Origin of the sequence: Serratia sp. P2ACOL2, from assembly GCF_003691565.1 — a bacterium.
Taxonomy (GTDB): domain Bacteria; phylum Pseudomonadota; class Gammaproteobacteria; order Enterobacterales; family Enterobacteriaceae; genus Serratia; species Serratia liquefaciens.
The window spans coordinates 1,789,909-1,815,368 of sequence record NZ_CP033162.1 but is presented as its reverse complement, the minus strand read 5'-3'; the positions used below and the strand labels follow the sequence as shown (position 1 = coordinate 1,815,368).

24 protein-coding genes are annotated in these 25,460 nt (G+C 54.2%); 18 read left to right on the top strand and 6 right to left on the bottom strand.

Going from position 1 to position 25,460, the window contains the following annotated elements:
- Positions 1–21: 21 nt before the first annotated feature.
- Entirely contained in the window at positions 22–1,587 is a 1,566-nt protein-coding gene (locus tag EBA31_RS08775) for an APC family permease (RefSeq protein WP_122078409.1), read from the top strand.
- Positions 1,588–1,605: 18 nt separating this feature from the next.
- On the top strand, positions 1,606–2,619 hold the full coding sequence (locus tag EBA31_RS08770; protein ID WP_122078407.1) for an Ldh family oxidoreductase: 1,014 nt from the start codon (positions 1,606–1,608) through the stop codon (positions 2,617–2,619).
- A gap of 55 nt (positions 2,620–2,674) precedes the next feature.
- Here the strand turns inward: EBA31_RS08770 and EBA31_RS08765 are convergent, their stop codons facing one another.
- The gene (locus tag EBA31_RS08765; protein WP_020826219.1) at positions 2,675–3,103 is read right to left on the bottom strand and encodes a universal stress protein; all 429 of its coding nucleotides are present in this window, start codon (positions 3,101–3,103) and stop codon (positions 2,675–2,677) included.
- 177 nt (positions 3,104–3,280) lie between these two features.
- Positions 3,281–3,997 (bottom strand): autoinducer binding domain-containing protein, encoded by a 717-nt coding sequence (locus tag EBA31_RS08760; protein WP_020826218.1) that lies wholly within the window; start codon positions 3,995–3,997, stop codon positions 3,281–3,283.
- Between the two features lie 345 nt (positions 3,998–4,342).
- On the opposite strand from EBA31_RS08760, the gene EBA31_RS08755 reads away from it, so the two are divergent.
- The 5 genes from EBA31_RS08755 to EBA31_RS08735 are packed head-to-tail and all read left to right on the top strand — an operon-like array spanning position 4,343 to position 10,201.
- Positions 4,343–5,872: a 3-hydroxyacyl-CoA dehydrogenase NAD-binding domain-containing protein gene (locus EBA31_RS08755; RefSeq protein WP_122078405.1), complete on the top strand. Its 1,530-nt coding sequence runs from the start codon at positions 4,343–4,345 to the stop codon at positions 5,870–5,872.
- Positions 5,873–5,881: 9 nt separating this feature from the next.
- Positions 5,882–7,093 (top strand): acetyl-CoA C-acyltransferase, encoded by a 1,212-nt coding sequence (locus tag EBA31_RS08750; protein WP_122078403.1) that lies wholly within the window; start codon positions 5,882–5,884, stop codon positions 7,091–7,093.
- Positions 7,094–7,108: 15 nt separating this feature from the next.
- Positions 7,109–8,320, top strand: coding sequence for a 5-aminolevulinate synthase (gene hemA / locus EBA31_RS08745; protein ID WP_122078401.1), 1,212 nt, complete (start codon positions 7,109–7,111; stop codon positions 8,318–8,320).
- Positions 8,317–9,489, top strand: coding sequence for an MFS transporter (locus EBA31_RS08740; RefSeq protein ID WP_048762016.1), 1,173 nt, complete (start codon positions 8,317–8,319; stop codon positions 9,487–9,489). The genes hemA and EBA31_RS08740 overlap by 4 nt, the downstream gene beginning before the upstream one ends.
- Positions 9,482–10,201, top strand: a complete 720-nt coding sequence (locus tag EBA31_RS08735; protein ID WP_122078399.1) for an enoyl-CoA hydratase-related protein — start codon at positions 9,482–9,484, stop codon at positions 10,199–10,201. The genes EBA31_RS08740 and EBA31_RS08735 overlap by 8 nt, the downstream gene beginning before the upstream one ends.
- 105 nt (positions 10,202–10,306) lie before the next feature.
- On the opposite strand, the gene EBA31_RS08730 is transcribed toward EBA31_RS08735, so the two are convergent.
- Positions 10,307–10,606, bottom strand: coding sequence for a putative quinol monooxygenase (locus EBA31_RS08730; RefSeq protein WP_046373950.1), 300 nt, complete (start codon positions 10,604–10,606; stop codon positions 10,307–10,309).
- A 480-nt stretch (positions 10,607–11,086) separates the two neighbouring features.
- Here EBA31_RS08730 and EBA31_RS08725 point away from each other — a divergent pair, with 480 nt between their 5' ends.
- Both EBA31_RS08725 and EBA31_RS08720 read left to right on the top strand, forming a co-directional pair.
- Positions 11,087–12,325, top strand: a complete 1,239-nt coding sequence (locus EBA31_RS08725; protein ID WP_122080601.1) for an MFS transporter — start codon at positions 11,087–11,089, stop codon at positions 12,323–12,325.
- A gap of 81 nt (positions 12,326–12,406) precedes the next feature.
- A complete protein-coding gene (locus EBA31_RS08720) occupies positions 12,407–12,901 on the top strand; it encodes a DedA family protein (RefSeq protein WP_122078397.1) in 495 nt (164 codons plus the stop codon).
- 13 nt (positions 12,902–12,914) lie between these two features.
- Here EBA31_RS08720 and tolA read toward each other — a convergent pair whose 3' ends face one another.
- A complete protein-coding gene (tolA, locus tag EBA31_RS08715; protein WP_122078395.1) occupies positions 12,915–13,358 on the bottom strand; it encodes a cell envelope integrity protein TolA in 444 nt (147 codons plus the stop codon).
- 90 nt (positions 13,359–13,448) lie between these two features.
- Positions 13,449–13,649, bottom strand: a complete 201-nt coding sequence (locus EBA31_RS08710) for a hypothetical protein (RefSeq protein ID WP_122078393.1) — start codon at positions 13,647–13,649, stop codon at positions 13,449–13,451.
- Positions 13,650–13,798: 149 nt separating this feature from the next.
- Here EBA31_RS08710 and EBA31_RS08705 point away from each other — a divergent pair, with 149 nt between their 5' ends.
- The 3 genes from EBA31_RS08705 to cycA all read left to right on the top strand — a co-directional run bounded on the left by EBA31_RS08705 (position 13,799) and on the right by cycA (position 19,434).
- A complete protein-coding gene (locus EBA31_RS08705; protein WP_122078391.1) occupies positions 13,799–14,623 on the top strand; it encodes an endonuclease in 825 nt (274 codons plus the stop codon).
- A 517-nt stretch (positions 14,624–15,140) separates the two neighbouring features.
- Complete coding sequence (locus tag EBA31_RS08700; protein ID WP_122078389.1) at positions 15,141–16,676, top strand: CDP-glycerol glycerophosphotransferase family protein; 1,536 nt, start codon at positions 15,141–15,143, stop codon at positions 16,674–16,676.
- Positions 16,677–18,033: 1,357 nt separating this feature from the next.
- On the top strand, positions 18,034–19,434 hold the full coding sequence (cycA, locus tag EBA31_RS08690; protein ID WP_020826206.1) for a D-serine/D-alanine/glycine transporter: 1,401 nt from the start codon (positions 18,034–18,036) through the stop codon (positions 19,432–19,434).
- A gap of 51 nt (positions 19,435–19,485) precedes the next feature.
- Here cycA and rutR read toward each other — a convergent pair whose 3' ends face one another.
- Entirely contained in the window at positions 19,486–20,160 is a 675-nt protein-coding gene (gene rutR, locus EBA31_RS08685) for an HTH-type transcriptional regulator RutR (RefSeq protein ID WP_122078385.1), read from the bottom strand.
- A 259-nt stretch (positions 20,161–20,419) separates the two neighbouring features.
- Between rutR and rutA the strand changes: the two genes are divergently transcribed.
- The 6 genes from rutA to rutG all read left to right on the top strand — a co-directional run bounded on the left by rutA (position 20,420) and on the right by rutG (position 25,448).
- Positions 20,420–21,520 (top strand): pyrimidine utilization protein A, encoded by a 1,101-nt coding sequence (gene rutA / locus EBA31_RS08680; protein ID WP_122078383.1) that lies wholly within the window; start codon positions 20,420–20,422, stop codon positions 21,518–21,520.
- Positions 21,520–22,266 carry a pyrimidine utilization protein B gene (rutB, locus tag EBA31_RS08675; RefSeq protein ID WP_020826203.1) on the top strand — a complete coding sequence of 249 codons (747 nt, stop codon included), beginning with the start codon at positions 21,520–21,522 and terminating at the stop codon, positions 22,264–22,266. Before rutA ends, rutB begins: the two co-directional genes overlap by 1 nt.
- A gap of 46 nt (positions 22,267–22,312) precedes the next feature.
- Positions 22,313–22,699, top strand: coding sequence for a pyrimidine utilization protein C (rutC, locus tag EBA31_RS08670; protein ID WP_122078381.1), 387 nt, complete (start codon positions 22,313–22,315; stop codon positions 22,697–22,699).
- Positions 22,700–22,716: 17 nt separating this feature from the next.
- Positions 22,717–23,520: a pyrimidine utilization protein D gene (gene rutD, locus EBA31_RS08665; protein ID WP_115059216.1), complete on the top strand. Its 804-nt coding sequence runs from the start codon at positions 22,717–22,719 to the stop codon at positions 23,518–23,520.
- 14 nt (positions 23,521–23,534) lie between these two features.
- Positions 23,535–24,062, top strand: coding sequence for an NADH-dependent FMN reductase RutF (gene rutF, locus EBA31_RS08660; protein ID WP_020826200.1), 528 nt, complete (start codon positions 23,535–23,537; stop codon positions 24,060–24,062).
- Between the two features lie 66 nt (positions 24,063–24,128).
- Entirely contained in the window at positions 24,129–25,448 is a 1,320-nt protein-coding gene (rutG, locus tag EBA31_RS08655) for a pyrimidine utilization transport protein G (protein WP_122078379.1), read from the top strand.
- The last annotated feature ends 12 nt before the right edge of the window (positions 25,449–25,460 follow it).

Sequence of the window (25,460 nt, the reverse complement as noted above, 5' to 3'; positions counted from 1 at the left end):
TAATAACAAAAGGGTCATTCCATGACAACCCAAGGCAAATTCAAGAAGCAGCTTACGCTCACCGATCTGACGTTTATCGGCCTGGGCGCAATCTTTGGTTCCGGCTGGCTGTTCGCCGCCAGCCACGTCTCCTCCATTGCCGGCCCGGCCGGTATTTACTCCTGGCTGATCGGCGGCCTGGCGGTATTGCTGCTCGGCATTGTCTATTGTGAGCTGGGCGCAGCGCTGCCGCGCGCCGGCGGTATTATCCGCTATCCGGTGTTTTCCCACGGTGAACTGATGGGCTATCTGCTGGGCTTTATCACCCTGATCGCGTTCTCCAGCCTGATCTCCATTGAGATCGTGGCCGCCCGTCAGTACGCCGCCGCCTGGTTTCCTTTTTTGAGCCAACCGGGCTCCGGCGATCCAACGCTGATCGGCTGGCTGGTCCAACTGTTGCTGCTGTGTTTTTTCTTCGCGCTGAACTACTACAGCGTCAAAACCTTTGCCAAATCCAACAACCTGATCAGCGTGATTAAATTTGTGGTGCCGCTGTTGGTGATCGTCGTGTTGTTCAGTTTCTTCAAACCCGAAAACCTGCACAGCCAGGGGTTTGCCCCCTTTGGCTCCGCCGGCGTCGAAGCCGCCATATCCGCCGGGGGGATTATTTTCGCCTACCTGGGCCTGACGCCGATTATCTCGGTTGCCAGCGAGGTGCAAAACCCGCAGCGCACCATTCCTATCGCGCTGATCCTGTCGGTGGTGTTGTCCACGCTCATTTACGTGCTGCTGCAGGTGGCTTTCCTCGGCAGTATTCCCAGCGAGATGCTGAGCGGCGGCTGGGCCGGGATCAGCCAGCAATTTTCGCTGCCCTACCGTGATATCGCCATCACCCTGGGCATGGGCTGGCTGGCTTTTCTGGTGGTGAGCGATGCGATTATCTCGCCGAGCGGCACCGGTAACATTTATATGAACGCCACACCACGCGTGGTATACGGTTGGGCGCGCGCCGGCACCTTCTTTAAAATATTCACTCGCGTCGACGGCGAGTCCGGCATTCCGCGTCCTGCTCTCTGGCTGACTTTCGCCTTGTCGATTTTCTGGACGCTGCCCTTCCCTTCATGGGAGAAGCTGATCGGCGTGGTTTCCGCCGCGCTGGTCCTGAGTTACGCGATTGCGCCCGTCACCGCCGCCGGCCTGCGCCGCAATGCCCCTGAGCTGCCGCGACCATTTTTCGTGCGCGGCTTCTGCGTGCTCGGTCCGGTGTCATTTATCATCTCGGCGCTGATCGTCTACTGGTCCGGTTGGAATACCGTCTCCTGGCTGCTCGGCCTGCAAATCCTGATGTTTGTGGTCTATATCCTGTTCAAAAATAAGGTGCCGACCCACGCTGTCAGCCTCAAGCAGCAGATTTGGTCCTCGCTGTGGCTGATCGCCTTCTATGCGCTGATTATCATCGCTTCTTATCTCGGCAGTTTTGGCGGCATCAACGCTATCGGTCACCCATGGGACACCATCACCGTCGCAGTCATTGCGCTGGCGATCTACTACTGGGGCGCCTATACCTGTTTACCTCGGGCGAATTTTGCCGGTGATGAAGAAGAGTAAATCCAGAGGAGATATCTGATGACGCAAACCCAGAGGCTGACGTTGGAGCAAGCCTATGAGCTGGCGCTGAAGGCATTGCGCAGTAACGGATTCAGCGCCGAACACGCCGATGCCGTCGCCCAAAATGTGACGGCCGGTGAACGCGACGGCTGCGCTTCGCACGGTTTGTACCGAGTGCTTGGCTGCGTGCGTTCGCTATTGGCGGGCAAAGTTTCCGCCGATGCCCGTCCGACGCTGCTTGATCAGGCCCCGGCGATCTTGCGGGTCGACGCCCACGATGCTTTTTCGCTGCTGGCCTATCGCACGGCGCTGCCGGTTTTTGTCGAAAAGGTACGCACCAACGGCATTGCCGCGCTGGCCATTAACCACTGTGTGCATTACTCGGCACTATGGGCCGATATCGAACCTTTAACCGATCAAGGCCTGGTGGCGTTGGCCTGCACGCCCAGCCATGCCTGGGTCACGCCAGCAGGGGGAAGCCGGCCGTTGTTCGGTACCAACCCTATCGCCTTCGGCTGGCCGCGGCCGCAGCGGCCCCCCTTTATTTTTGATATGGCCACCAGCGCCGCCGCACGCGGCGAGATTGAACTGCATCGCCGTGCCGGTACCCCGTTGCCGCCAGGCTGGGGCATAGATCAACAGGGGAAACCTTCTACCGATGCCCAAAGCGTGTTGCAAGGTGCGATGCTGACCTTTGGCGGCCATAAAGGCTCGGCGCTGGCGGCGATGGTTGAACTGCTTGCCGGGCCGTTGATTGGCGATATGACCAGTAAGGAATCGCTGGCCTACGATCGGCAGACCGGCTCCTCCCCTTACGGCGGCGAGCTGATCATCGCCATGGATCCCGATCGTTTTCTGGGGCCGGATAAAGTGGCGCATTTGACCAGGGCGGAAGCCTTGTTTGCTGATATGAGCGAGCAAGGGGCGCGCATTCCGGGTGAACGGCGCTTTCAACAGCGGCAATACAGCGAACAGCACGGCGTCACCATCCCGCAGGCGTTGTATGAGGAGATTGCGGCTCTCTGTCGCTAACGTTTAATAATGAGGCAGGCCCACAGCGTTAAACTGCGGGCCTGATTTGAAAGGATTACCGGACAACCATCACCGAAATATTGGCATGGCGAACAATGGCCGCCGCATTGGAACCCAGCAGATAGGTTTTCACGCTCGGTCGGCGCGAGCCGATGATGATCAGATCGGCTTCGATTTCCTCCGCCAGTTCCAGTACCTGATCGCGTGGCGAACCGAAGCTGACGGTGTAATCCAGCCGCTCCAGCGGAAGGTCGATTTCCGCCATGATCTGCTTGAGCTTATCCACCGCCTTCACTTCCGCCTTGTTCTCAAACTCTTTGATGCCGAACGAGTAAGCGGTAACGAATGCCGAGGCGTCCGGCAGCGCATGGAAAAAGTGCACTTTGGCACCGGACATTTTCGCCAGGTACACCACATGCTCCAGCGCATGCTCGGTCAACAGGTCTTCTTCAATATCGATCGGCACTAATATGGTCTTATACATATCACATCCCTTCTATGTAACCGTGGTGCCCACAGGGTACTGCCGGGGAGGATAAGGGTGAACCGCTTTGTCGCGCTTTTGTGATCGGCGGTAAATACTGAGTGGGATATTTCCTTATTTAACAAAATATAAACACAACCCGTCTAACGGCTAGCCGAATAATTATTTCAAAGGCGGCTAAATCAGCTGTAAATACACCGCTTTTGCGGTAGCGGCGGTTTTATTGGCCACCGACAGTTTTTTAATCGAGTTACCGATGTGGAAATTTACGGTACGCTCACTCAAGCCCATTAACAGCGCCGTTTCTTCCGAGGTTTTGCCTTCGCTGCACCAGCGTAAAATATCTTTCTCACGCAGCGTCAGCACATCCTTTATTGCCTCGTCGTTTACCGATATTAATGCTTCGCGCAGCGTCTTGTGGGCGGTCTGTGCCAGCCACAGGAAGAAAGTTTCGTTACGTGCCCCGGCCTGCGGGGACTGAGTGGGGATACTCTTACCGGCAAAAGTGAGGATGCCCAACCGGCCGTAGCAATCCTTGACGGACTGCGACCAGCCTTCACGAATGCCGTACTGCGCCATGCGCCACCACAGCTCCGGTTTATCCCGGTAGAACGGCTCGTCCCAATAGAATTGCAGCGTAGAGTGATGGGCCTGCTCGATCATCGGATCCTGCAGGTAGATCCGCAATTTGCGATAGTCCTCAAGATATTGCGCAGGATAATTACCCTCTATCAGCATCTTGGGCCGGCTGGCCGGGTAGCAGGAAAAGACCGTATAAGAGAAGTACTCGAAGCCCAGCGCCTGAGCGCAAGGTGCCAGACGGTTTAAAAAAAGGTCGCGGTCAGACAGGCTGCCAAGCAGATCATCCATCAAAGGCTGAAAGTGAGTGTCCATAACGCGGGTTCTCCAGAGCACAGCGCCGCAATCATTAAGTGAGGTTAACTATAGTGGAGGGCTCAGGGCGACAACAGCCGTTTCATATAATAAAAAATACCATGGCTATAACAAAAACAGCTATTCCCCTGCCATTATTAATAAATAACGACTTTATATTGCACCGGCGCTAAGAATTTCGCGAATAACATAAAGCCTGTTTATTGTAAACCTGTCACTTCTACCGTTAGACAGTCACTCCGCCGCCAATTACCTTCGCCATAGGCACCTGGTGCTTTTTAAATTCAAATAAAATATAAGCATTTGCGAATTTTGCAAAGCAGAAGAATACTCACGGGGATTTTTATGGCAGAGAATAATACGGCAATAAATTCGGTCGCCGTGATTGGCGCCGGAACCATGGGCAGAGGTATTGCCTATCTTTTGGCACTGAACGGCATACGAACCCTGCTTTATAATCGCAGCGCTCATTCTTTGAATCAGGCACGTGATTATATTGTCGGTGACCTGAATAAAAAAATCGATAACGGAAAAATAAGCCAACAGAAAAAAGGCGAGATCTTGTCCAACCTGGTTTTCTCGCCTGTTTTCGACGCTATCGCCGACAGTGACCTGGTGATTGAAACCATTGCGGAACATGAACCCACCAAGCATGAGATCCTCGCGGCCATTGCCGCCACGGTAAAAAAAGAGGCGATTATCGCCACCAATACCTCTTCACTGTCGCTGAATAAACTGGCCGCGGGCATAGAAAATAACTCGCGCTTTATCGGCCTGCATTTCTTCAACCCGGCACCGCTGATGAAGCTGATCGAAATTATCCCGTCCTATTTTACCGCCCGGGTCACAACCTTACGCTGCCAGCAGTTGGTCACGGCGATAGGCAAACAGTTTGTGGTCTGCAAAGCCACGCCGGGTTTTATCGTCAATCGCATGGCGCGGCCTTTTTATCTGGAAGGTTTTCGCCTGCTGGAAGAAAACGTGGCGCTGGCACCGCAAATCGACCGTGCGCTCAAGGCCGGAGGCCACTTTCGCATGGGGCCTTTGGAACTGACTGATTTTATCGGTCAGGACATTAATTATCAGGTCAGCAGCCAGATTTGGCAGGACATGCAGTATGACCCCCGCTACACCCCCGGCCATTTGCAACGTTCGCTGGTGGATGCCGGGCTGTTGGGGAAGAAAAACGGCCGCTCCTTTTTTTCTCCCTCGGCTGACACAGCCCCCCCACCGGCTGCCGGCGGCGGTACGCTGAGCTCGCTGCATTTTTTTGGCGAACATCCGCTGTTCGATCTGCTGCAACAGCATGCCCTCGCGACCTGGGCGCCCCTCCCAATAACACGTCAGCCGGAACACCCGGTGCTGGGACGGTTTATCCAAGTGAATGACAGTCTGGCAGTCAAAATCACCGATGGGCGAACGGCCAATCAGCTTGCCGACTTAGCGGGCCTCGATACCTTCGTGATCGACGTTGCACTGAACTACGCCAACACCGCTTTTCTAGTGGCGGCCCACAGCCAACAGGCTAGCGAGACGAATAAAGCGCTGTTCCTCACGCTGCTGCAAGCGGTGATCCCGCAGGTGGAGTTTGTTAAAGATTCCCCAGGCCTGATCGTCGCGCGGGTTCTGAGCAGCCTGATCAATGAGTCGGTGATCATGGTAGAGAGCGGGGTTTGTAGCCGAGAAGACATCGATATCGCCGCCGTGGCCGGCGTCAACTATGCCGACGGCATTTTTGCCTGGCTGGCTCAGCTCGGGCAGAAAAACGTGAAATCGACGCTGGATAATATGGCGCAACTGCTGCATTCCGCCCGCTATTACCCGCATTACTCGTTGCTGCACACCACAAGGCCCGAGCTGGCCGTCGCGCCCTAAGGAAAAATGATGACGATTAAAGACGATGGGGTCTATCTGATTGACGGTACGCGCACGGCGATCGGCACTTACGGCGGTAGTCTGGCATTAACCCGGCCGGACGATATGGCGGCCTCGATTATTCGGGCGTTGCTGCAACGACACCCAGAAAGCGAGGCGGATGTCGATGAGGTGGTGCTGGGCTGTGCCAATCAGGCCGGTGAAGACAACCGTAACGTTGCGCGCATGGCGGCGTTGTTGTCCGGTCTGGATCAGGGAGTACCGGCGATTACCCTTAACCGGCTGTGCGCCTCCGGGCTGGACGCCGTGATTTATGCTGGCGCAAAAATCAAAAGCGGCCTTAGCGATCTGGTGTTGGCCGGCGGTGTCGAAAGCATGAGCCGCGCGCCCTATGTGATGAGCAAAGGCGAAACGCCATTCGATAAGGGGATCAAACTGTTCGACACCACGCTGGGCTGGCGCTTTGTCAACCCGCAGCTGGCGCAACGCTATGGCAGCGATCCGTTGGGCATCACGGCCGAAAACGTCGCGCAGCAATACCGCATATCCCGCGAGGATCAGGATAATTTTGCCCTGGCGTCGCAGCAAAAGGCCTGGCGGGCTATCGAAAATGGCCGATTGGCCAGGGAGATCACCGCGCTGGATGTTCAGGTCGATCGCAAAACCCGCCAATCCTTCGCGCAGGACGAGTTCCCGCGCCAGACCACGCTGCAAAAACTGCAGGCGCTGAAGCCGGCCTTCAGTCCCGAAGGCTCGGTCACCGCCGGGAATGCCTCCGGTATCAATGACGGTGCCGCCGTGCTGTTGCTGGCCAGCGGTCGCTATGTCAAGCGCAAGTCACTCCAACCGCTGGCGGAAATTGGCGACAGCGCCAGCGCCGGCGTTGCCCCCGCGTTGATGGGCATTGGGCCGATCGCCGCGACCGAGCGTCTGTTAGCACGTACCGGTTTTACGCTGAATGATTTCGACGTCATTGAAATTAATGAGGCATTTGCCGCGCAGGTGTTGGCGACGCTGCAAAGTTGGCGCATCGACTTCGACGATACGCGAGTCAATCCGAACGGTGGTGCCATCGCCCTCGGGCATCCGCTGGGCATGTCCGGCGCGCGTCTGGTGCTTTCCAGCGCGCTGGAGCTGCATACCCGGCAATTAAGCAATGCGCTGGTGACGATGTGTGTCGGTGTCGGCCAGGGTGTTTCATTGGTGATTAAAGCCCTCTAATGTAAGGAATTCCGTATGAGCGTATTGAACATTCTTGAAGAAAAACTGGCCGAAACCAAAAAACAGGGCCGGTTCCGCGAGTTCCTCAACCTGGAACGCAGCGTGCTGGATAAACCCTGGGCCACCAGCCACGGGCAACAGGGTGAGCGCCGTCTGAACGTCTGGTGCTCCAATGACTATCTGGCGATGAGCCATCACCCCAAGGTCATTTTGGCCACCACCGAGGCGGTAAACCGTGTCGGGCTGGGTACCTGCGGGGCACGCAGTATTTCCGGCACTTCGATCTACCACAGCGAGTTGGAAAGCTTGCTGGCCAAAGCCTACGGCAAGGAGTCCGCGCTGTTGTTCACCACCGGCTTTGGGGCCAATGACGCCACGCTCTCGACGCTGTGCGACGCCATTCCCAATCTGATCGTCTTTTCTGATGAGCTGAACCATGCTTCGATGATTTACGGCATTCGCTACAGCAAGGCGGAGAAGAAAATCTTTCGCCACAATGACGTTGCGCACCTGGCCGAGCTGCTGCAGGAAGCCGATCCGCAGCGTCCCAAGCTGATCGCCTTCGAGTCGCTCTATTCGATGGACGGCGACTTTGCCCCGCTGGCACAGATTGTCGCGCTGGCGGAGAAACATCAGGCGCTGACCTATCTGGACGAAATCCACTCCGCCGGCGTTTACGGCCAGCGGGGCTTGGGTTATGCCGAACAACTGGGCCTGCTGGACAAGATCACCATTATTCAGGGGGGCTTTGGTAAGTCCTACGGCGCTGCCGGTGGCTATATCGCCGCACCGCGCGCGGTGGTAGAAGCCGTACGCAGCTGGGCACCGGCGTTCGTCTTCAGCACCTCCTCCCCCGCGCCGGTGGTGGCGGCGGCGCTGGCCAGCTTCAAATACAACCTGGAACATGACAACCAACGCAAACATCTGCTGGCGATAATCGATCACCTGAAATCCGGCCTGCGCGCCGCCGGTATTCCTCTGGTCTCGGAGGACAGCCATATTCTGCCGGTGCTGGTCGGCGATCCACACCGCAACAAGCACATCAGCAAACAACTGCTCGATGAGTACGATATTTACGTGCAACCGGTCAATGCCCCGACGGTGCCGGTCGGCAGCGAACGTTTGCGGGTTACGCCGACCTCGGCCCATACTCATGAGGACGTGGAATATTTCCTGGCGGCGCTGAGCAAAATCTGGGCCGCCAATGCGTTACGGAGAGCGGGATGAAGTTGACGGACTACAACGGCCATTTTCTTACGCTGTGTCTGATGGCGACCGGCACCTTTGCCATCGGTACCGATGCGTTTATCGTCGCCGGCATTCTTGACGAGATTTCCGGCACCTTTGCCGTCAGCCCTGCGCAAGCGGGGCAGTTAATCTCGGTCTTCGCCCTGGCCTATATGGTGTTCGCTCCGCTGACCGCCTGGCTGCTGGGCAACCTCAACCGCAAACATATCTTGCAGCTGGCTCTGGTGTTGTTTATCGCCGGTAATCTGGTTTGCGCCTATGCCGACAGCTTTTTGCAAATCTCCGCGGGCCGCGTACTGGCGGCGCTGGGGGCGGCTTGCTACACGCCGCAGGCCGCCGCCGCCGCAGTCGGGCTGGTGGCGGAAAAACGCCGCGGGCTGGCGATATCGATTGTGTATGGCGGCATGACGCTGGCTATCGCGCTGGGCATTCCCTTTGGCACCTTCCTGGCCAAGCTGATCGGCTGGCGGGAGATCTTCCTGCTGATCGCCCTGTTAGGTGCCGTTGCGCTGCTGGGGCTTTCGCTGGCGCTGAACGCCATCGCCGCGCCGGGGAAACATTCGCTGAAAGAACGGTTGGCCCCACTGCGACAAAAGGCAGTGCTGACCACGCTGCTGATCACTTTCTTCGCCGTCTGCTCCGAACACATTGTTTACAGCTATGTGAGCGTATTGCTGAAGAATACTCAGTTGGGCCCGGAGGCGATTTTGCCCATCGCGTTACTGGTGTTCGGCATCGGGGCCGTCATCGGCAATTTCGTTTCCGGTTTATTGACCGATACCTTCGGCAGTAAATTTGTCCTGCTGTTTTCCGTGTCGATTCAAACCCTTTCATTGTTCCTGCTGGCCTTTTACGTCACCTCACCCTGGTGGGTGCTGGCAATATTTCTGGTATGGGGGATTACCGGCTGGATGTATCTGGTGCCTATTCAGCACCACTTGCTGTCGCTGTCCAAACGTTTTGGCGCGCTGACCGTGTCGCTGAACAGCTCGGTACTGTATGCCGGCATTGCGGCAGGCGGCATGCTCGGCGGCCTGACGCTGTATACCTTGCCTGCTTATTACCTGCCGCTGTTTTCGTTGCCGTTGGGCGCCATCGCCCTGCTGCTGACGCTGTTGTTCTTCCAGGGAGAAAAAAGCCATGACTGACCTGCCACCACCGGTGCTGTATGAACAACAGGACGGCATCGCCGTGATTACCCTGAACCGGCCGGAAAAAAAGAACGCCATCAATTTGGCGATGGCTCGCCTGATCCAACGCTACCTGCAACAGGCCGAGCAGGATGAAAAGGTTCGGGTGATCCTGTTGACCGGTCAGCCACAGGTGTTCTCGGCCGGGATGGACGTCAAAGCCTTTCAGCAGGGCGAACTTCCGGTGGTCGATCCGAATGGCTTTGCCGGCCTGGTGCATGCGCGACTCACCAAGGTGATTATCGCCGCCGTGGAGGGTATCGCCTTCGGCGGAGGGTTCGAGATAGCGCTGGCCTGTGACCTGATCGTCGCCGGGCGGGATGCGCAATTCAGTTTCCCGGAGACCGGGCTGGGGCTGATTGCGGCACAAGGCGGATGTTCGCGCCTGCCGGCGCGCATCTCCCCCTATATCGCCCTCGACTGGTTACTGACCGGTCGCGTTTTAGGCGTGGAGGAAGCCTGGCGGCACGGTGTTATTTCACGGATCAGCGAGGGAAGCGCTCTGGAAGAGGCACGACTGATCGCCGGGCAAATCGCCCAGAAGAACCCGCTGGCTACCCAGGCGGTAAAAGCCATCGTTCGTCATGGGATGACGCAACATGAGGCCCCCAGCTTTGATTACCAACAAAGCTGGGTAGATCAGGTGCGGTTGGCAGCAAAAGTCTTTTAAGAGCATTCTGAGGGAATGGCAATCATTCGCAGTCTAATTTTTAATCACTACAAGACCGCAATTGAGAAGCCATTGACCCCGCTCTGCGGGGATTTTTTTGCCTGGTTAACCCTCGTCTGAGGGAAAAGGCTGCATAAACAAAAAGGTACAAGGCTTGCTCTGGTGCTGATTGATTAAAGGCACCAGGCGCTTGAAATGCTCGGTTTGGCAATGCGTGTCCAACGCTGCCCGATCGGGCCACTCCTCGACGAAAATAAAATGCCCCGGATCCTGATGGTCAATCAACAACTCATAGGAGAGGCACAGCGCCTCCTGACGGGTTTTCTCTACCAATTCGCGATACAGCGGCAACACCGTTTCAATACGGTCGTGCTTGATAAAATCTTCAGCAATCACCTTTAGCATGGCGTCTTTTCTCTTTCAGTTTATCTGTCATGGGTGGCCACTCTACCCTCGAAGACCAGACTTTACCTTCATTAATCGCGGTGATAATTCAAAGCTTGTCATTCAGTGATTACGCGCACAGATATTCATCAGCAGGCTTGAATCACGACCGGCCATGTGTGAATTTTAGGTTAACCAATTGTCAATTTTTGGTTTCTACCAACAGATTTTCCGTGGCTGCACAGGACAGGATAGCGTTCATTGCTGCTTTTTTTTGCCCACAAAGGCCTGACCATTAGTCCTTTAGACCTTTGAGTGAAAACTGAAAACCGACGGTGAATGTTCCGCAGTGGCAATAGGTGCAGGCAAGCTGCCGGCGTTACACCGCCGGCCCCAGTCATTCAACCTGTTTGAGAGGGTAGCCCCGTGAGTAATACGACCAACACCAGTTCCGCGCTCAATTCAGCGATTAAAAAAACGTGGCGCAGATTAATCCCCCTGATGTTCTCTCTGTATTTCGTCGCCTTTATCGATCGGGTAAACGTAGGCTTTGCCAAGGAGGCAATGTCGGTGGATATTGGCCTGTCGCAAACCGCCTTCGCATTGGGTGCAGGGATTTTCTTCGCGGCTTACGCCATCTTCGGCATTCCAGCCAACCTGATGATGAACAAACTAGGGGCAAAAGTCTGGCTTAGCGCCACCACGGCAGTGTGGGGGGCCTTGTCCGCCTGCACCGGTTTCGTCAGCAACGAATATCAATTTATCGCCTTGCGCTTCCTGTTGGGGTTGGCCGAGGCTGGCTTCTACCCGGGTATCCTGTTGCTGGCTTCCCTTTATTTTCCCAATAAGGTTCGAGCCTCCGTGATAGGTATCTTTGTCCTCGGGGTTCCCGCGGCCTTGACCCTTGGCTCGCCCATTTCTGGCGCGTTGCTCGAAATGCACGGCGCGCTGGGGCAGCCAGGTTGGTTCTGGATGTTTGTTCTGGAAGGTTTACCGGCCGTCGTGTTGGGGATCTTCGCCTATTTCTATCTTGACGACAGCCCGGCCAAGGCGCGATTTCTTAACCCGGAAGAGAAGCAGGCGTTGGTGGCACAGTTGGCCCTGGAGCAAACAAATACCGAGGCCAGCAGCGTGAAAGAGGCGTTGAAAAATTCCAAGGTTTGGCACCTGGCTTTTATTTACGGCACCATTCAGGTCGGCGTGTATGGCCTGTTGTTTTTCCTGCCCTCGCAGGTGGCCTCGCTGATGGGCACCAATATCGGGTTTAAGGCATCGCTGGTAGCGGCAATTCCCTGGGCCGTTTCTGCATTTGGGGTCTATTACATCCCGCGTTATGCCGACCGCAAAACCGCCCGCCGCTTGCCCATCGCCATCGGCTGCATGGTGATTGCCGCACTGGGATTGGTTGTTTCGTCCTATGCCGGGCCGACTGTTGCCATTATTGCGTTGTGCTTTTGCGCCGTCAGCTTCCTGGCGGTGCAGCCGATATTCTGGACCTTACCGGCACAGATACTTTCAGGCCCGGCGCTGGCGGCCGGCATCGGTTTTTGCACCACGCTGGGTGCACTGTTCAGTTTCCTGGCGCCGCTAATCCGCACCGAGGCAGAACTGCGCTTCGATAGCCCGCATGCCGGTCTGATCGTACTGGCAATTTTCTCTTTGCTGTGCGCCGCGCTGATTTTTGCACTCAAAGGGTGGGCTACGCAGAGCACCGAGCGTCAGGCTCAGGTGAGTGGGTAAGCCTGGGCTGAAGCCCATTCGATTTAGCTTATATTGAAGCGGTGAATGAGACACTGACCCTACATTTTCTGGGGGTCATCCATGGAGACATTAACCGCTATTATCACCAAATACGGCCCGGAGCCCGGTCTCCTGTTGCTGCTTATTTTTCTGTTTGCATTGGGCAAGTCAGTCATTTTCATTTCTTCGGTTCTGCCGCCCGCATCGGTGACGTTGATGTTAGGCATTGTCGCCGGCAAGCCGGTGCTGGCCGATGCTCATGTCTGGGCGGCGATAACCCTGGGTGCCCTGCTCGGCTCCGTTTTGTCTTTCCATTGCGGCGCATGGCTTCAAAAGCGCCAAAGCGGGAACTGGCTGCCGGTCAGATACCGTGGCGCATTGAACAAGGCGCAATCCGCGTTACAGAACAACGGGATCCCGTTGCTGTTTGTATCGCGCTTTCTGGCCGTGATGCGCTATACCGTGCCATTGGTTGCCGGCATGATTGCCCTGCCGCGCAAGCAGGTCTATTGCGCCAGTGCGCTGTCTGCCGGGGTGTGGGCCGTGGCTCTGATGTCTGTCGGTCAGCTGTTTTAATGGCCGCTCTCGATTATTGAGGACGGAATTCCAACGCGGCATTCTTAACCACAGCGTAAACCGCCGGTGTCGGGGGTTTGGGAAAGCTGGCATTTGCGGTTGCCACTACAGCCGCACGGCAAAGTGCGGGATCACCGCCTTCAGCCCGGACATCTAACAGCATGCCATCCGGAGCCAACTTGAGTCGTAATGAGCATTCCTTGCCGGCGTAGACGCTGTCATATTGAAAATGACTTTGAATAGCCGCTGCGATCTGCGAGATATATCGGTTGATCTCTTGCCCAGGTGCTGGCGCCGTTTTACCTTCCAATCCAGCGAAAAGGTCATCGACTTCGCCTCCTGACACCACAGGTTTAGCCGCAGTGCCCGTCCCCGAGCAGCCCGCTAACAACAGCGTTGCGATAACGAGCAATACTGCCGACAGGCGAGTTTCCGATCCTGAATTAACTTTTCTCATGATTCCCTTCCTTTTAAAACCGCCCTATCCGCTGTTGACGGGGGCCTGTTCAGAATGCAAAAAGCCCACGCAAGTGGGCTTTATCGTAAATCAGTTCTGCCGGGTTACGCGCTTCATTTCTCGCTCGCCCGGCGATTGTGTTTTGACGGATAAAGGCGCGACGAACGCTTTCCACTCTTTGCCACCGGCCTGGTCTGCAGAGGCCTTGTTACGCGACTCGTCGTCGTCCTGTTGCCCCGCACAGCCTGACAGTACCATCACACCCAGAGCCATTATTAGCGCTTTACGCATCTCTATCTCCCTATAGAAAAAATTTTCGCAAATGATAACAAATCTCAACTCTTAGCGTTAGCTGAAAGCCGGCTGTGAATTATAATAAGAAAATATTATCATTGGCGTGATGCCCCACTTCCCTATAAGCAGTGAGTTTCTGATAGCCCATGTATCAATACCCTGAACATCTGACCGGTGAGGTCGCCAACCTGCCGCAGAGATGCGGGGTTTATTTTTTTCACGGCGACAACGGCACCTATCCCCTCTACATAGGCAAGAGCGTCAACATCCGCCGCCGCGTTCAGTCTCATCTACGCAATCCGCGCGAAGCTCGGTTGCTTGCCGCCACCCGCCGCATAACCTGCATCGAAACCGTTGGGGAGATTGGTGCGCTGCTGCTTGAATCCTCCCTGGTGAAACAGCAAAGCCCGCTCTACAACAAGCGGCTGCGTAAAATCCGCCGGCTATGCGCGCTGCAGGTACAGGACTCCCAAACGCGAATCGTATACAGCGATGCGCTAGACTTTTCCCGGACGCCTAACTTGTACGGCCTGTTTCTGCGGCGTGCGGCGGCCGTCGATTTTCTGATCGATATTGCCGATCGGGAGCAGCTCTGTCTGACGTACCTGGATATTGAAAAAGGACGCCCCGGACAACCCTGCTTTCGCCATCAATTAGGCAAATGCGCGGGAGTATGCTGCGGCAAAGAGACCCCGCAAGCGCACCAGAGCAGGCTGCTTGGTGCCCTGGAGCAGGCCCAGGTGCGGCACTGGCCATTCCCCGGCAGGATCGCCATTGAGGAACGACAAGGGCCACTTAAAGCTTTTCATGTCATCAGCAACTGGTTCTACCTCGGTACGGCACCGTCGCTGGATGCAGCCGAAAAACTCAGTTTCCCGGCCGATGAGTTCGATCGAGACTGTTACCGTATTCTTTGTCGGCGGTTATTCCATGAAAGCCGTGAGCACATTCACTTGATTGATACGCCCTGACCCCTGCGTAAGCGGGTTCAACCCGTCACAATTTCACTATCAATATCGATTTTGCAGGGAATGGGTGGTAAGAGATCGAGGTAAATAAATGAGGGAAAACTAAACGTGTACTACATTATTCAACTGAACATTCACGCTAAATTGAGGCGTTTTTTAAGAAACACGGCTCAAAATCGGCCTGACTACTGGCGCTAATGCCAACCCCTTGCCTTCACGAGGTAATCATGAATACAGCATCTGCTGTAATGCTGAACTGTCTGCCGACAAGCTGCTTTATGCCACGTCATTGGCTCACTTTGTATTCCACTGCCCAAGCTAAAAAGAGACGCACCTAAGTTATCAGCGGGCTCCTCCGCAGATAAGGAAGATATTTCTACGATATATTTTAAAACTAATGATTGATTATGGACATGCATTAATATTTACGCTTACATTTACATTTTTTCCGTATTTTTATTGCTGAATTTATGCTAATTTTGCAAGCTTTTGGATAGTGATATTATGGAAAGGATGAATAATGAATAAAATAGCGACCTATCTACTGGCTCCTTTTTTTAAAAGGTTTGAAGCGGCTCTCCATCACAGCAACGATATGATAGTGGATTTAGATGAGAAAATTCACACTTTAAAAAATGATATACTTAGCGAAAACAAAAAAAACAGAGAACTGCTTTCACAGTTGTTTGATGAAACAAAAAATTCAAGTAATGAGTCAAAAAAAACCGCAGATAACTTAAACAAAATAAATGAATTATTAATTGGGTTATCAGAAAAACTAGAAATCGCGATCCCAGAGAATAATCATTCATTACTTGAAATGAAAGATAACATCAACAAAAAAATACTACACATTAATAAAACTTTAAATATAATATCAAAAAAACAAAATCATAGAAATAAAACGCCAACTGTTTTATTTTTAATTCACAACATGAATACATGGTATTCTGTAGCGAACATATACTATGCCTTGTCTGCTGATCCATATCTAAATGTGATAATAGCCAGCATTCCTCGTTCATTTCCTGGGGTAGATGGCTATACCGGAGAAACCGAAACAAGTAATTCGTTAGCGAAAATTGGCGTTAACCACATGAGAGTAAGCACGAGTAATGACAAAGATATAGCTACAATACTAACGACGCTAGCCCCCGACGTTATCTTTAGACAATCACCATGGGATAATGATATCCCTGATGGATTTAGCGCCGAAAAAATAAATTTCGCAAAAATATGCTATATTCCTTACTATGCTATAAATATAGTAAAAAACATGTCGTCAGGTACTGATTTTGATTTTCAATCAAACCAAGCGCTTCACAATAACAGTTGGAGAATTTATTGTGATACCGAGTATGCGTATCAAGAGCTGTGCCGAAACTCGCTCCTGAATGGGATTAACGCAAGATATTTCGGCCACCCAAAACTAGACTTCATTCACACACAAATGATTGAATACTCTAAAGAAAAAACAAATCATAAAGAAGTAAATATTCTTTGGGCCCCACATCATAGTATTGATGATGGATGGCTATCTTTTGGGACGTTCGATGTTAACTATTTTGACTTTTTAACATTTGCAGAAGAAAACCCCAAAATAAACATTATGTTGAGGCCCCATCCCGCGCTTTTTGACTATATGAAAGCAAAATCAGAAGAGACAAAAAACAAGGTTGAAGAATTCATTGCTCGCTGGAATTCATTAGACAATACTAGCATTGACTACAATCATGATTACATAGACTCATTCAAATGGTCTGATATTATGGTAACCGATGGCATATCATTCTTGGTTGAGTATCCACTCTTCCATAAGCCAATTATTTTTCTGGAAAACAAAAATCACGCTGAATTTAATGAAATCGGTATAATTGCTGTTAATTGCAGTCATATCGCCAAGGATTTTATCGACGTTAAAAATATAGTTAATAAATTTGAAAATGGAACTTTAGAAAAAAAACAAACTGCCATCGATAGCCTGGAGGAAATAACCCTTCCGAATAAAGGCAATGTGCATAATCTGATTGCAAAAGATATAAAAACGAATTTGTAAAAAATCAACCTTTGTCGCGCCCATAGTTAGGGCGCGTAATTAGCAAGAGGGCTATGGGTATACGACTATTTCTAATGTCGCCATTTTCATTACCCTATTTTCTTGTAGTACATTACTTTTCTCTCCACCCCACCTCAATACCAATATCTCATCAGAAATTCGTTAAGTTTTAAATTAAATATTTAGCAAAAAAACAATTATCCTTTTACATTAAAAAATATATTCGTACGTATTAAATTATCGAAAATTCCACTATCAAATTTTTTATTAGGAATAGGCATGTAGTTTTTACACATCATGAAAACTTCGCGAAAATCACCAGACCCTTTTCCTACTCCATACGGTGAGATCCCAGAGCTTCCCCGGTACCTCTATTCGGCCACTGGGTAGCAAAATGCCCAAGAGCGTCAAAGGAAATGATTGTGGCACCACCTTGATCATCTAGCCGACTCCTTGTTAAGACTTTCTATCCATGTATCCATTGGATGCCGTACTCGCCACAGGCAGTAGAGTCATCCCGCAAAGGCCAGGGACGACCTCCATTCCTCCGTTCCTTCCTGGGCAACATCCCGAAATATGAGGCGCCGCCATCTTCCTCCAAGCATCGATACGTACTATGACTAGGGTCCTACCATCACGATTATTACGGTTATCATTGGTACAAACGGTAGTGTCTATACTAAGAATTTCTGTTTTTATGACTACTGACACACATGGGCAGCGGATTAATTCAAGCAAGAGTCCCATTATCAATTTTGCGGGAAATCGACGGGATGAAGCGGAAAAAAATAGGCGGGGACGGACCCAGTTTGCGCCAGATCACTCAACTGAACATTCACGCTAAATTGATACGTATTTTGCGAAGCGCGTCTCAAATCTGCGCGTTTGAGAAAAACCGAAAAATAAAAATCCTCGCTAACCGCATGATTTGTTGGCAGGTCGTACAGGCTTCGAACCAGTGCCCCATTGCTTAAGAGTCAACGGCTCTACCGACGGAGCTCACCACCCAACGGCGTAAATTATTCTCCCTTGCCCCCTCGACGTCAAACGCTTACACCCATTAGTTTTTCTCATGCGATATTTCCAAGACCCTGTTATATCAACAAGATAAGTCAGATCAGGGCTGTTAATCTGCTACGACGAGGAGTAACCTTCCGCCCCCAAGACGTCCGATTTGCCTCCTCGGTGTAAAGAACAATCGACTTTTATCCCTCGCATAAATGTTGTAAACATGTTGCACAAAGGTGGCGTTATTGCACTACCTTACTAAAGCCGGGCCAACCGGATAATCGTATAAAAAAGAGCCACTTCAGAGCTCGCTATTTCACTCATGACAGGTAAAACAGGACATCATCAGATGGTAGATCACTCTAAAATAGCCACAGACGCCGCGCCTGCGTCAGAAGATCATCTACGGCGAAACCTAACTAACCGACATATTCAACTGATCGCCATCGGTGGCGCCATCGGTACGGGTCTGTTTATGGGGTCCGGCAAAACCATCAGTCTGGCCGGCCCCTCCATCATCTTCGTGTACATGATCATCGGCTTTATGCTGTTCTTCGTGATGCGCGCGATGGGCGAGCTGCTGCTCTCCAATCTGGAATACAAATCTTTCAGTGATTTCGCTGCCGACCTGCTCGGCCCCTGGGCCGGTTTCTTTACCGGCTGGACCTACTGGTTTTGCTGGGTGGTCACAGGCATTGCCGACGTGGTGGCGATCACCGCCTATGCCCAGTTCTGGTTCCCGGGATTGTCGCAATGGATCGCCTCGTTGCTGTGCGTCTTGCTGTTGCTGGGCCTTAACCTGGCGACGGTGAAGATGTTTGGCGAAATGGAGTTCTGGTTTGCGATGATCAAAATCGTTGCCATTGTCGGGCTGATCGTCGCCGGGCTGGTCATGATCGCCATGCAGTTCCAGTCGCCTACCGGTACCGTCGCGTCGTTCTCACACCTGTGGAATGACGGTGGCATGTTCCCGAAAGGCATCAGCGGTTTCTTCGCCGGTTTCCAGATTGCGGTGTTCGCCTTTGTCGGTATCGAACTGGTTGGTACCACCGCGGCTGAAACCAAAGATCCGGAAAAAGTGCTGCCCCGCGCCATCAACTCCATTCCGATCCGCATCATCATGTTCTACGTGTTCGCCCTGATCGTTATCATGTCGGTCACGCCATGGAGTTCTGTGGTTGCCGACAAGAGCCCGTTCGTGGAACTGTTCGTGCTGATTGGCCTGCCGGCGGCAGCCAGCGTGATTAACTTTGTGGTGCTGACCTCCGCCGCCTCTTCCGCCAACAGCGGGGTGTTTTCCACCAGCCGCATGCTGTTCGGTCTGGCGCAGGAGGGCGATGCGCCCAAGTCGTTCGCCAATCTGTCCAAGCGGGCAGTGCCGGCTAACGGGCTGACCTTCTCCTGTATCTGCCTGCTGGGCGGTGTGGTGTTGATTTACCTGATCCCGAACGTCATGACCGTGTTCACGCTGGTGACCACCGTCTCGGCGATCCTGTTCATGTTTGTCTGGACCATCATCCTGTGTTCGTACCTGGTTTATCGCAAGAAGCGTCCGGCGCTGCACCAGAAATCGATTTACAAGATGCCGGCCGGCAAACTGATGTGCTGGGTCTGTATGGCGTTCTTCGTGTTTGTGTTGGTGCTGCTGACGCTGCGCGATGACACCCGCCAGGCGCTGATCGTCACGCCGTTGTGGTTTGTGATCCTGGGTCTGTCTTACGTATTCCTGCGCAAGAAGAAAGCCGCCTAACGCCACAGGGGGATAGTTCGCTATCCCCCTGAATATCCCCTCTCCTGGCGCCTAGCGCGGCCGTATTCCGTCGATAATCACCCTCTGCACGTTCTCTACCGTCTGCTGAAAAAACGCCTCATCTTCTAACGTTTTACCGGTTACCGCTTCTATCTGGACCCAAAAATCGGCGTAGTGCTGAGTGGTCGCCCACAGCATAAAAATCAGGTGATGCGGCTCTGTCGGCGCGATATGACCTTCGTCAATCCAACGCTCGATCATGGCGGACTTCTCGTCCACCAGCATCTTCAACCCACCCTGCAACTCCTGTTTCAGCAACGGCGCACCCTGGATCATCTCCAGGCAAAACAGCCGTGAAGCCTGCGGATGATGGCGCGAAACCTCAAGCTTCAGCCGTATATATTCACGAATGGCCTGCAACGGCTCCTGATCGGCACGCAGCGCTTTCAGCGGCGCCAGCCAGACATCGAGAATGCCTTTCAGCACCGCTACGTAGAGTTCTTCTTTGGAGGGGAAGTAGTACAACAGGTTGGTTTTGGAAACGTCGGCGCGCTCCGCCACCTGATCCAGACTGGTGCCGTGAATACCGTACAGCGAGAAGAACTCCAGCGCCGCATCCATGATGGTACTGCGTTTTGCAGCTACCGCACGCGAGCGGCGCGTGGGCGGTTTAACGGCTTGTGGCTTCACTGCGGCTCCTTGGCACAATCTGACTCCGGCCAGCATAGCAAAGCCCTGGTATGAAACCCACGCTTTTACCTACCCCTTCCGGGGGATCTTTTGCACCTTTAATGAGCATGCGCGCCTGTTTTTTGTGCAGATAATTTTGACCAAATGGTCTGTTTTGGACCATCCACTCAATAACTGGGCGCCAAATAAACCATAATAATTTGATAAATAAACAATTTTAAAACATGGCATCGGGTTTGCTTTGGTTCAGGCAAGCAGCCTGTGATTGTCCCCTTCACTGACCCGAGGTATTCAAATGAAAATTGGCGTATTTATTCCGATCGGCAACAACGGCTGGCTGATTTCCAGCAATGCCCCACAGTACAAACCAACGTTTGAACTCAATAAAACCATCGTGCAGAAGGCCGAGCACTACAACTTTGATTTCGCCCTGTCGATGATCAAACTGCGCGGCTTCGGCGGCAAAACCGAATTCTGGGATCATAACCTGGAGTCCTTCACCCTGATGGCCGGGCTGGCTGCCGTAACCTCACGCATCAAGATCTACGCCACCGCCGCCACCCTTACCATGCCGCCGGCCATCGTCGCGCGTATGGCTTCCACCATTGATTCTATTTCCGGTGGGCGCTTTGGCCTGAACGTGGTGACCGGCTGGCAGAAACCGGAGTACGAGCAGATGGGCATGTGGCCGGGTGACGAGTACTTTGGTCGTCGCTACGACTATCTGGCGGAATACGTCAGGGTGCTGCGCGATCTGTGGGGCACCGGAAAATCCGATTTCAAGGGCGAGTTTTTCCAGATGGACGACTGTCGCGTCAGCCCGCAACCCCAGGCGGACATCAAGGTGATTTGCGCTGGTCAAAGCGATGCGGGCATGGCTTTCTCGGCCAAATACGCCGACTACAACTTCTGCTTCGGCAAAGGCGTCAACACCCCCACCGCTTTCGCACCGACGGCTGCCCGGTTGAAAACTGCCGCCGACGCCGAAGGCCGCAGCGTGGCCTGCTACGTGCTGTTTATGATCATTGCGGATGAAACCGACGAGGCTGCCCGCGCCAAATGGGAAAGCTATAAAGCCGGGGCCGATACCGAAGCCCTGGCCTGGCTCACCGAGCAGAGCGGCAAAGACACTAAATCCGGCGCCGACACCAATGTGCGCCAAATGGCCGACCCCACTTCCGCCGTCAACATCAACATGGGCACGCTGGTCGGCTCCTACGCCAACGTGGCGCGCATGATGGATGAAATCGCCACCGTGCCCGGCACCGAAGGCGTGCTGCTGACCTTCGACGACTTCGTGCAAGGCGTAGAAAACTTCGGCGAACGCATTCAACCCCTGATGAAAAGCCGGGCAGCCGTTTGCCCACAAACTGCAGCAAGCCGTGAGGTGGCATGATGAAAATTGTTGAAACCCAACCGGTGGTACGCCGCCAGTCACCGCAAGGCGGAGCGACGGTCACCCTGCCCGCCCGTCCTGAGGCCATCGCCTTTGCGCCGCAGGAAACCGCATTAATCGTGGTCGATATGCAAAATGCCTACGCCTCGCAGGGGGGATATTTGGATCTGGCCGGGTTCGACGTTTCGACCACCGCCCCGGTGATCGCCAACATCAAGCGTGCCATCACTGCCGCGCGCGCCGCGGGCATTAAGGTGATTTTTTTCCAGAACGGCTGGGACAATCAGTACGTCGAAGCCGGCGGCGAAGGCTCGCCTAACTGGCACAAGTCCAACGCGCTGAAAACCATGCGCCAGCGCCCGGAATTGATGGGCAAGCTGCTGGCCAAAGGCGATTGGGACTACGACCTGGTGGATGAACTGCAACCACAGCCTGGCGATATCGTGCTGCCGAAACCGCGCTACAGCGGCTTTTTCAACACCCAGCTCGACAGCCTGCTGCGCTCTTACGGCATTCACCATCTGGTGTTTACCGGCATCGCCACCAACGTTTGTGTGGAATCCACGCTGCGCGACGGCTTTTTCCTCGAGTATTTCGGCATTGTGCTGGCCGACGCCACCCACCAGGCCGGCCCGGCGTTCGCCCAACAGGCGGCGCTGTACAACATCGAAACCTTTTTCGGCTGGGTGTCGGACGTCGACAGTTTCTGTGACGTTCTCGCCGCTCCGCTTAGCCAGACGGCATGAGTTTTGCCTGTTTAAACCCAAAACAACCTTCACCAGGAGCGCGACAATGCCAAAAACAGTGATCACTCCACCGGGCAGCGGCAAACCGCTGGCTCCCTTTGTTCCGGGCACCCTGGCCGACGGCGTGGTGTATGTCTCGGGTACGCTGGCCTTCGATAAAGACAATAACGTCGTTCACGTCGGTGACGCCGCGGCACAAACACGCCACGTGCTGGAGACCATCAAAAGCGTGATCGAAACCGCCGGTGGAAGCATGGACGACGTGACCTTTAACTCGATCTTTCTCACCGACTGGCAAAACTATGCTGCCATCAATCAGGTATATGCCGAGTATTTTCCCGGCGATAAACCGGCCCGCTACTGCATTCAGTGCGGGCTGGTGAAGCCGGACGCATTGATTGAAATCGCCACAGTGGCCCATATCGGCCGCTGAGCCATTGAGGATCGAGCATGTACTTTGAGATTTTGGGAAAAGATACGCCACTGGCGCCGACGCTGGTGCTGTCCGCAGGCCTCGGTGGCTCGGGTAGCTTCTGGCAACCGCAGATTGACGCGCTAACCCGGCATTTCCGGGTGGTAATTTATGATCACTATGGCACCGGCCGCAGCAAAGGCGTGGTACCGGACGGCTATAGCATGGCCGATATGGCGGATGAAGTAGCGCAACTGCTGCGTTCGTTCAGTATCGAACGCTGTTATTTCGTCGGCCACGCACTGGGCGGCATGATTGGCCTGCAACTGGCGCTCACCCAGCCGCAGTTGCTGGAAAAACTGGTGGTGGTCAACGGCTGGCCGGCGCTGGACAGCCAGACCCGGCGCTGCTTCCACGTCCGACAGGATCTGCTGCTTAACAGCGGCGTTGAAGCCTATGTGCGCGCCCAGCCGCTGTTTTTGTTCCCCGCCGACTGGCTATCGCAGCACGAAGCCTTGCTAGGTGAAGAGTTGCAGCACCAAACCGCGCATTTTCAGGGCACAGAAAACCTGCTGCGCCGCCTGAATGCATTGATCAATACCGATTTCCGCCCTCACCTGGCGGACATCACCACACCAACCCTGGCCTTGTGCGCTCGCGACGATCTGCTGGTGCCCTATCTCTGTTCGCATCAGTTGGCGGAAAGCCTGCCCAACGGCGAGCTGGCGCAGATGACCTACGGCGGCCACGCGATGAGCGTGACCGACAGCGAAACTTTCAACCGCACCCTGCTGGACTGGCTATTGAAAACGCCGAACGCCAGCAGCAGCCTCGCCCTCTAGCCCGGAGATACCTTATGCAAAGCCAAACAGGGTTTGCCGATGCACCGCTGCAACCAGCGTACGTAGAAAAACAAGACTTCCGCGATGCCATGGCCCGCCTGGGATCGGCGGTGAATATCATTACCACCGACGGCCCCGCAGGCCGCGCCGGTTTTACCGCCTCTGCGGTATGCAGCGTCACCGACACGCCCCCCACGTTGCTGGTGTGCCTGAACCGCTCGGCGTCGGTGTATGCGGTGTTCAAGCAAAACCAAACGCTGTGCGTCAATACGCTGGCGGCAGAGCACGAATCGCTGTCGAATCTGTTCGGCGGCAAAACGCCGATGGACATGCGATTCTCCGCCGCTCGCTGGTCTACGCTGGTGACCGGCGCCCCGATTTTGCACGGCGCGCTGGCTTCTTTCGATTGCCAAATCAGCCAGATTGTCAGCGTCGGCACCCACGACATTCTGTTCTGTCAGGCGGTGGCATTGGCGCGTAATGACCACAGCCACGGCCTGGCCTATTTTGACCGGCGTTATCACTCGCTGTTGAAACAATGATCGGCGCGTAGCCGCAACGCTCGCATCTGTAACCCTAACCTGCACCTCAATATTTTGGAGATGACGATGGCGAATACCTGGTTTCCCCAATGGCGGATGAAGCAAGGCAATCTGGACGGTGCGGTTGTTGCGCCCGATGAACGGCTGCCAGTGACCCAGACGTTGGTGATGGGTTTGCAGCATGCGGTGGCGATGTTTGGTGCTACGGTACTGATGCCTTTGCTGATGGGCTTTGACGCCAATCTGGCCATTCTGATGTCCGGTATCGGCACGCTGCTGTTTTTTCTGGTGGTCGGCGGTCGGGTACCGAGCTATCTCGGCTCGAGCGCGGCATTTGTCGGGCTGGTCATCACCCTGACCGGTTACAGCGGCCAGGGCGCCAACCCCAATATTGCCCTGGCGCTCGGTGGCATCATCGCCTGCGGGCTGGTGTATCTGCTGATCGGTTTCGTGGTGATGAGCGTTGGCACCCGTTGGATAGAGCGGCTGATGCCGCCGGTAGTGACAGGGGCGGTGGTCATGGCTATTGGCCTCAACCTGGCGCCCATTGCGGTGCGCAGCGTTTCAGCCTCCCATTTTGACAGTTGGATGGCGGTGGTCACTATCTTGTGTATCAGTTCGGTGGCGGTTTTTACCCGCGGGCTGATGCAGCGGTTGCTGATCCTGGTTGGCCTGATCGCCGCCTATTTGATTTACGTCGTGGCGACCAACGGTTTTGGCCTCGGCAAACCGGTAGATTACAGCGCACTGAGCCAGGCCCCTTGGTTCGGTCTGCCGCAATTCACCGCCCCGGTATTTAACCTGCATGCCATGCTGCTGATTGCCCCGGTAGCGATCATTTTGGTGGCGGAAAACCTCGGGCATGTGAAAGCGGTAGCGGGCATGACCGGCCGGGATCTTGACCCTTATATCGGTCGCGCCTTCGTCGGCGACGGGTTGGCGACAATGCTTTCCGGCTCGGTCGGGGGCACCGGAGTGACGACCTATGCCGAAAATATCGGGGTGATGGCGGTCACCAAAATCTACTCCACGCTGGTGTTTGTCGCCGCCGCAGCGGTAGCGATTGTGCTGGGGTTTTCACCCAAGTTCGGTGCATTGATCCACACTATTCCCCGGCCGGTGCTGGGTGGTGCTTCGATCGTGGTGTTCGGCTTGATTGCCGTCGCCGGCGCGCGCATCTGGGTGCAAAACAAGGTTGATCTGGGGGATAACGGCAACCTGATTATGGTAGCGGTAACGCTGGTGCTAGGTGCAGGGGACTTTGCCCTGACCCTCGGCAACTTCACCATGGGGGGCATTGGCACCGCCACTTTCGGTGCCATTATCCTCAATGCGCTATTGCGCAACCGTAAAATCTTGCCACTGGCAGACAGCGCTACCCGTTAGCACCGCGGCCCG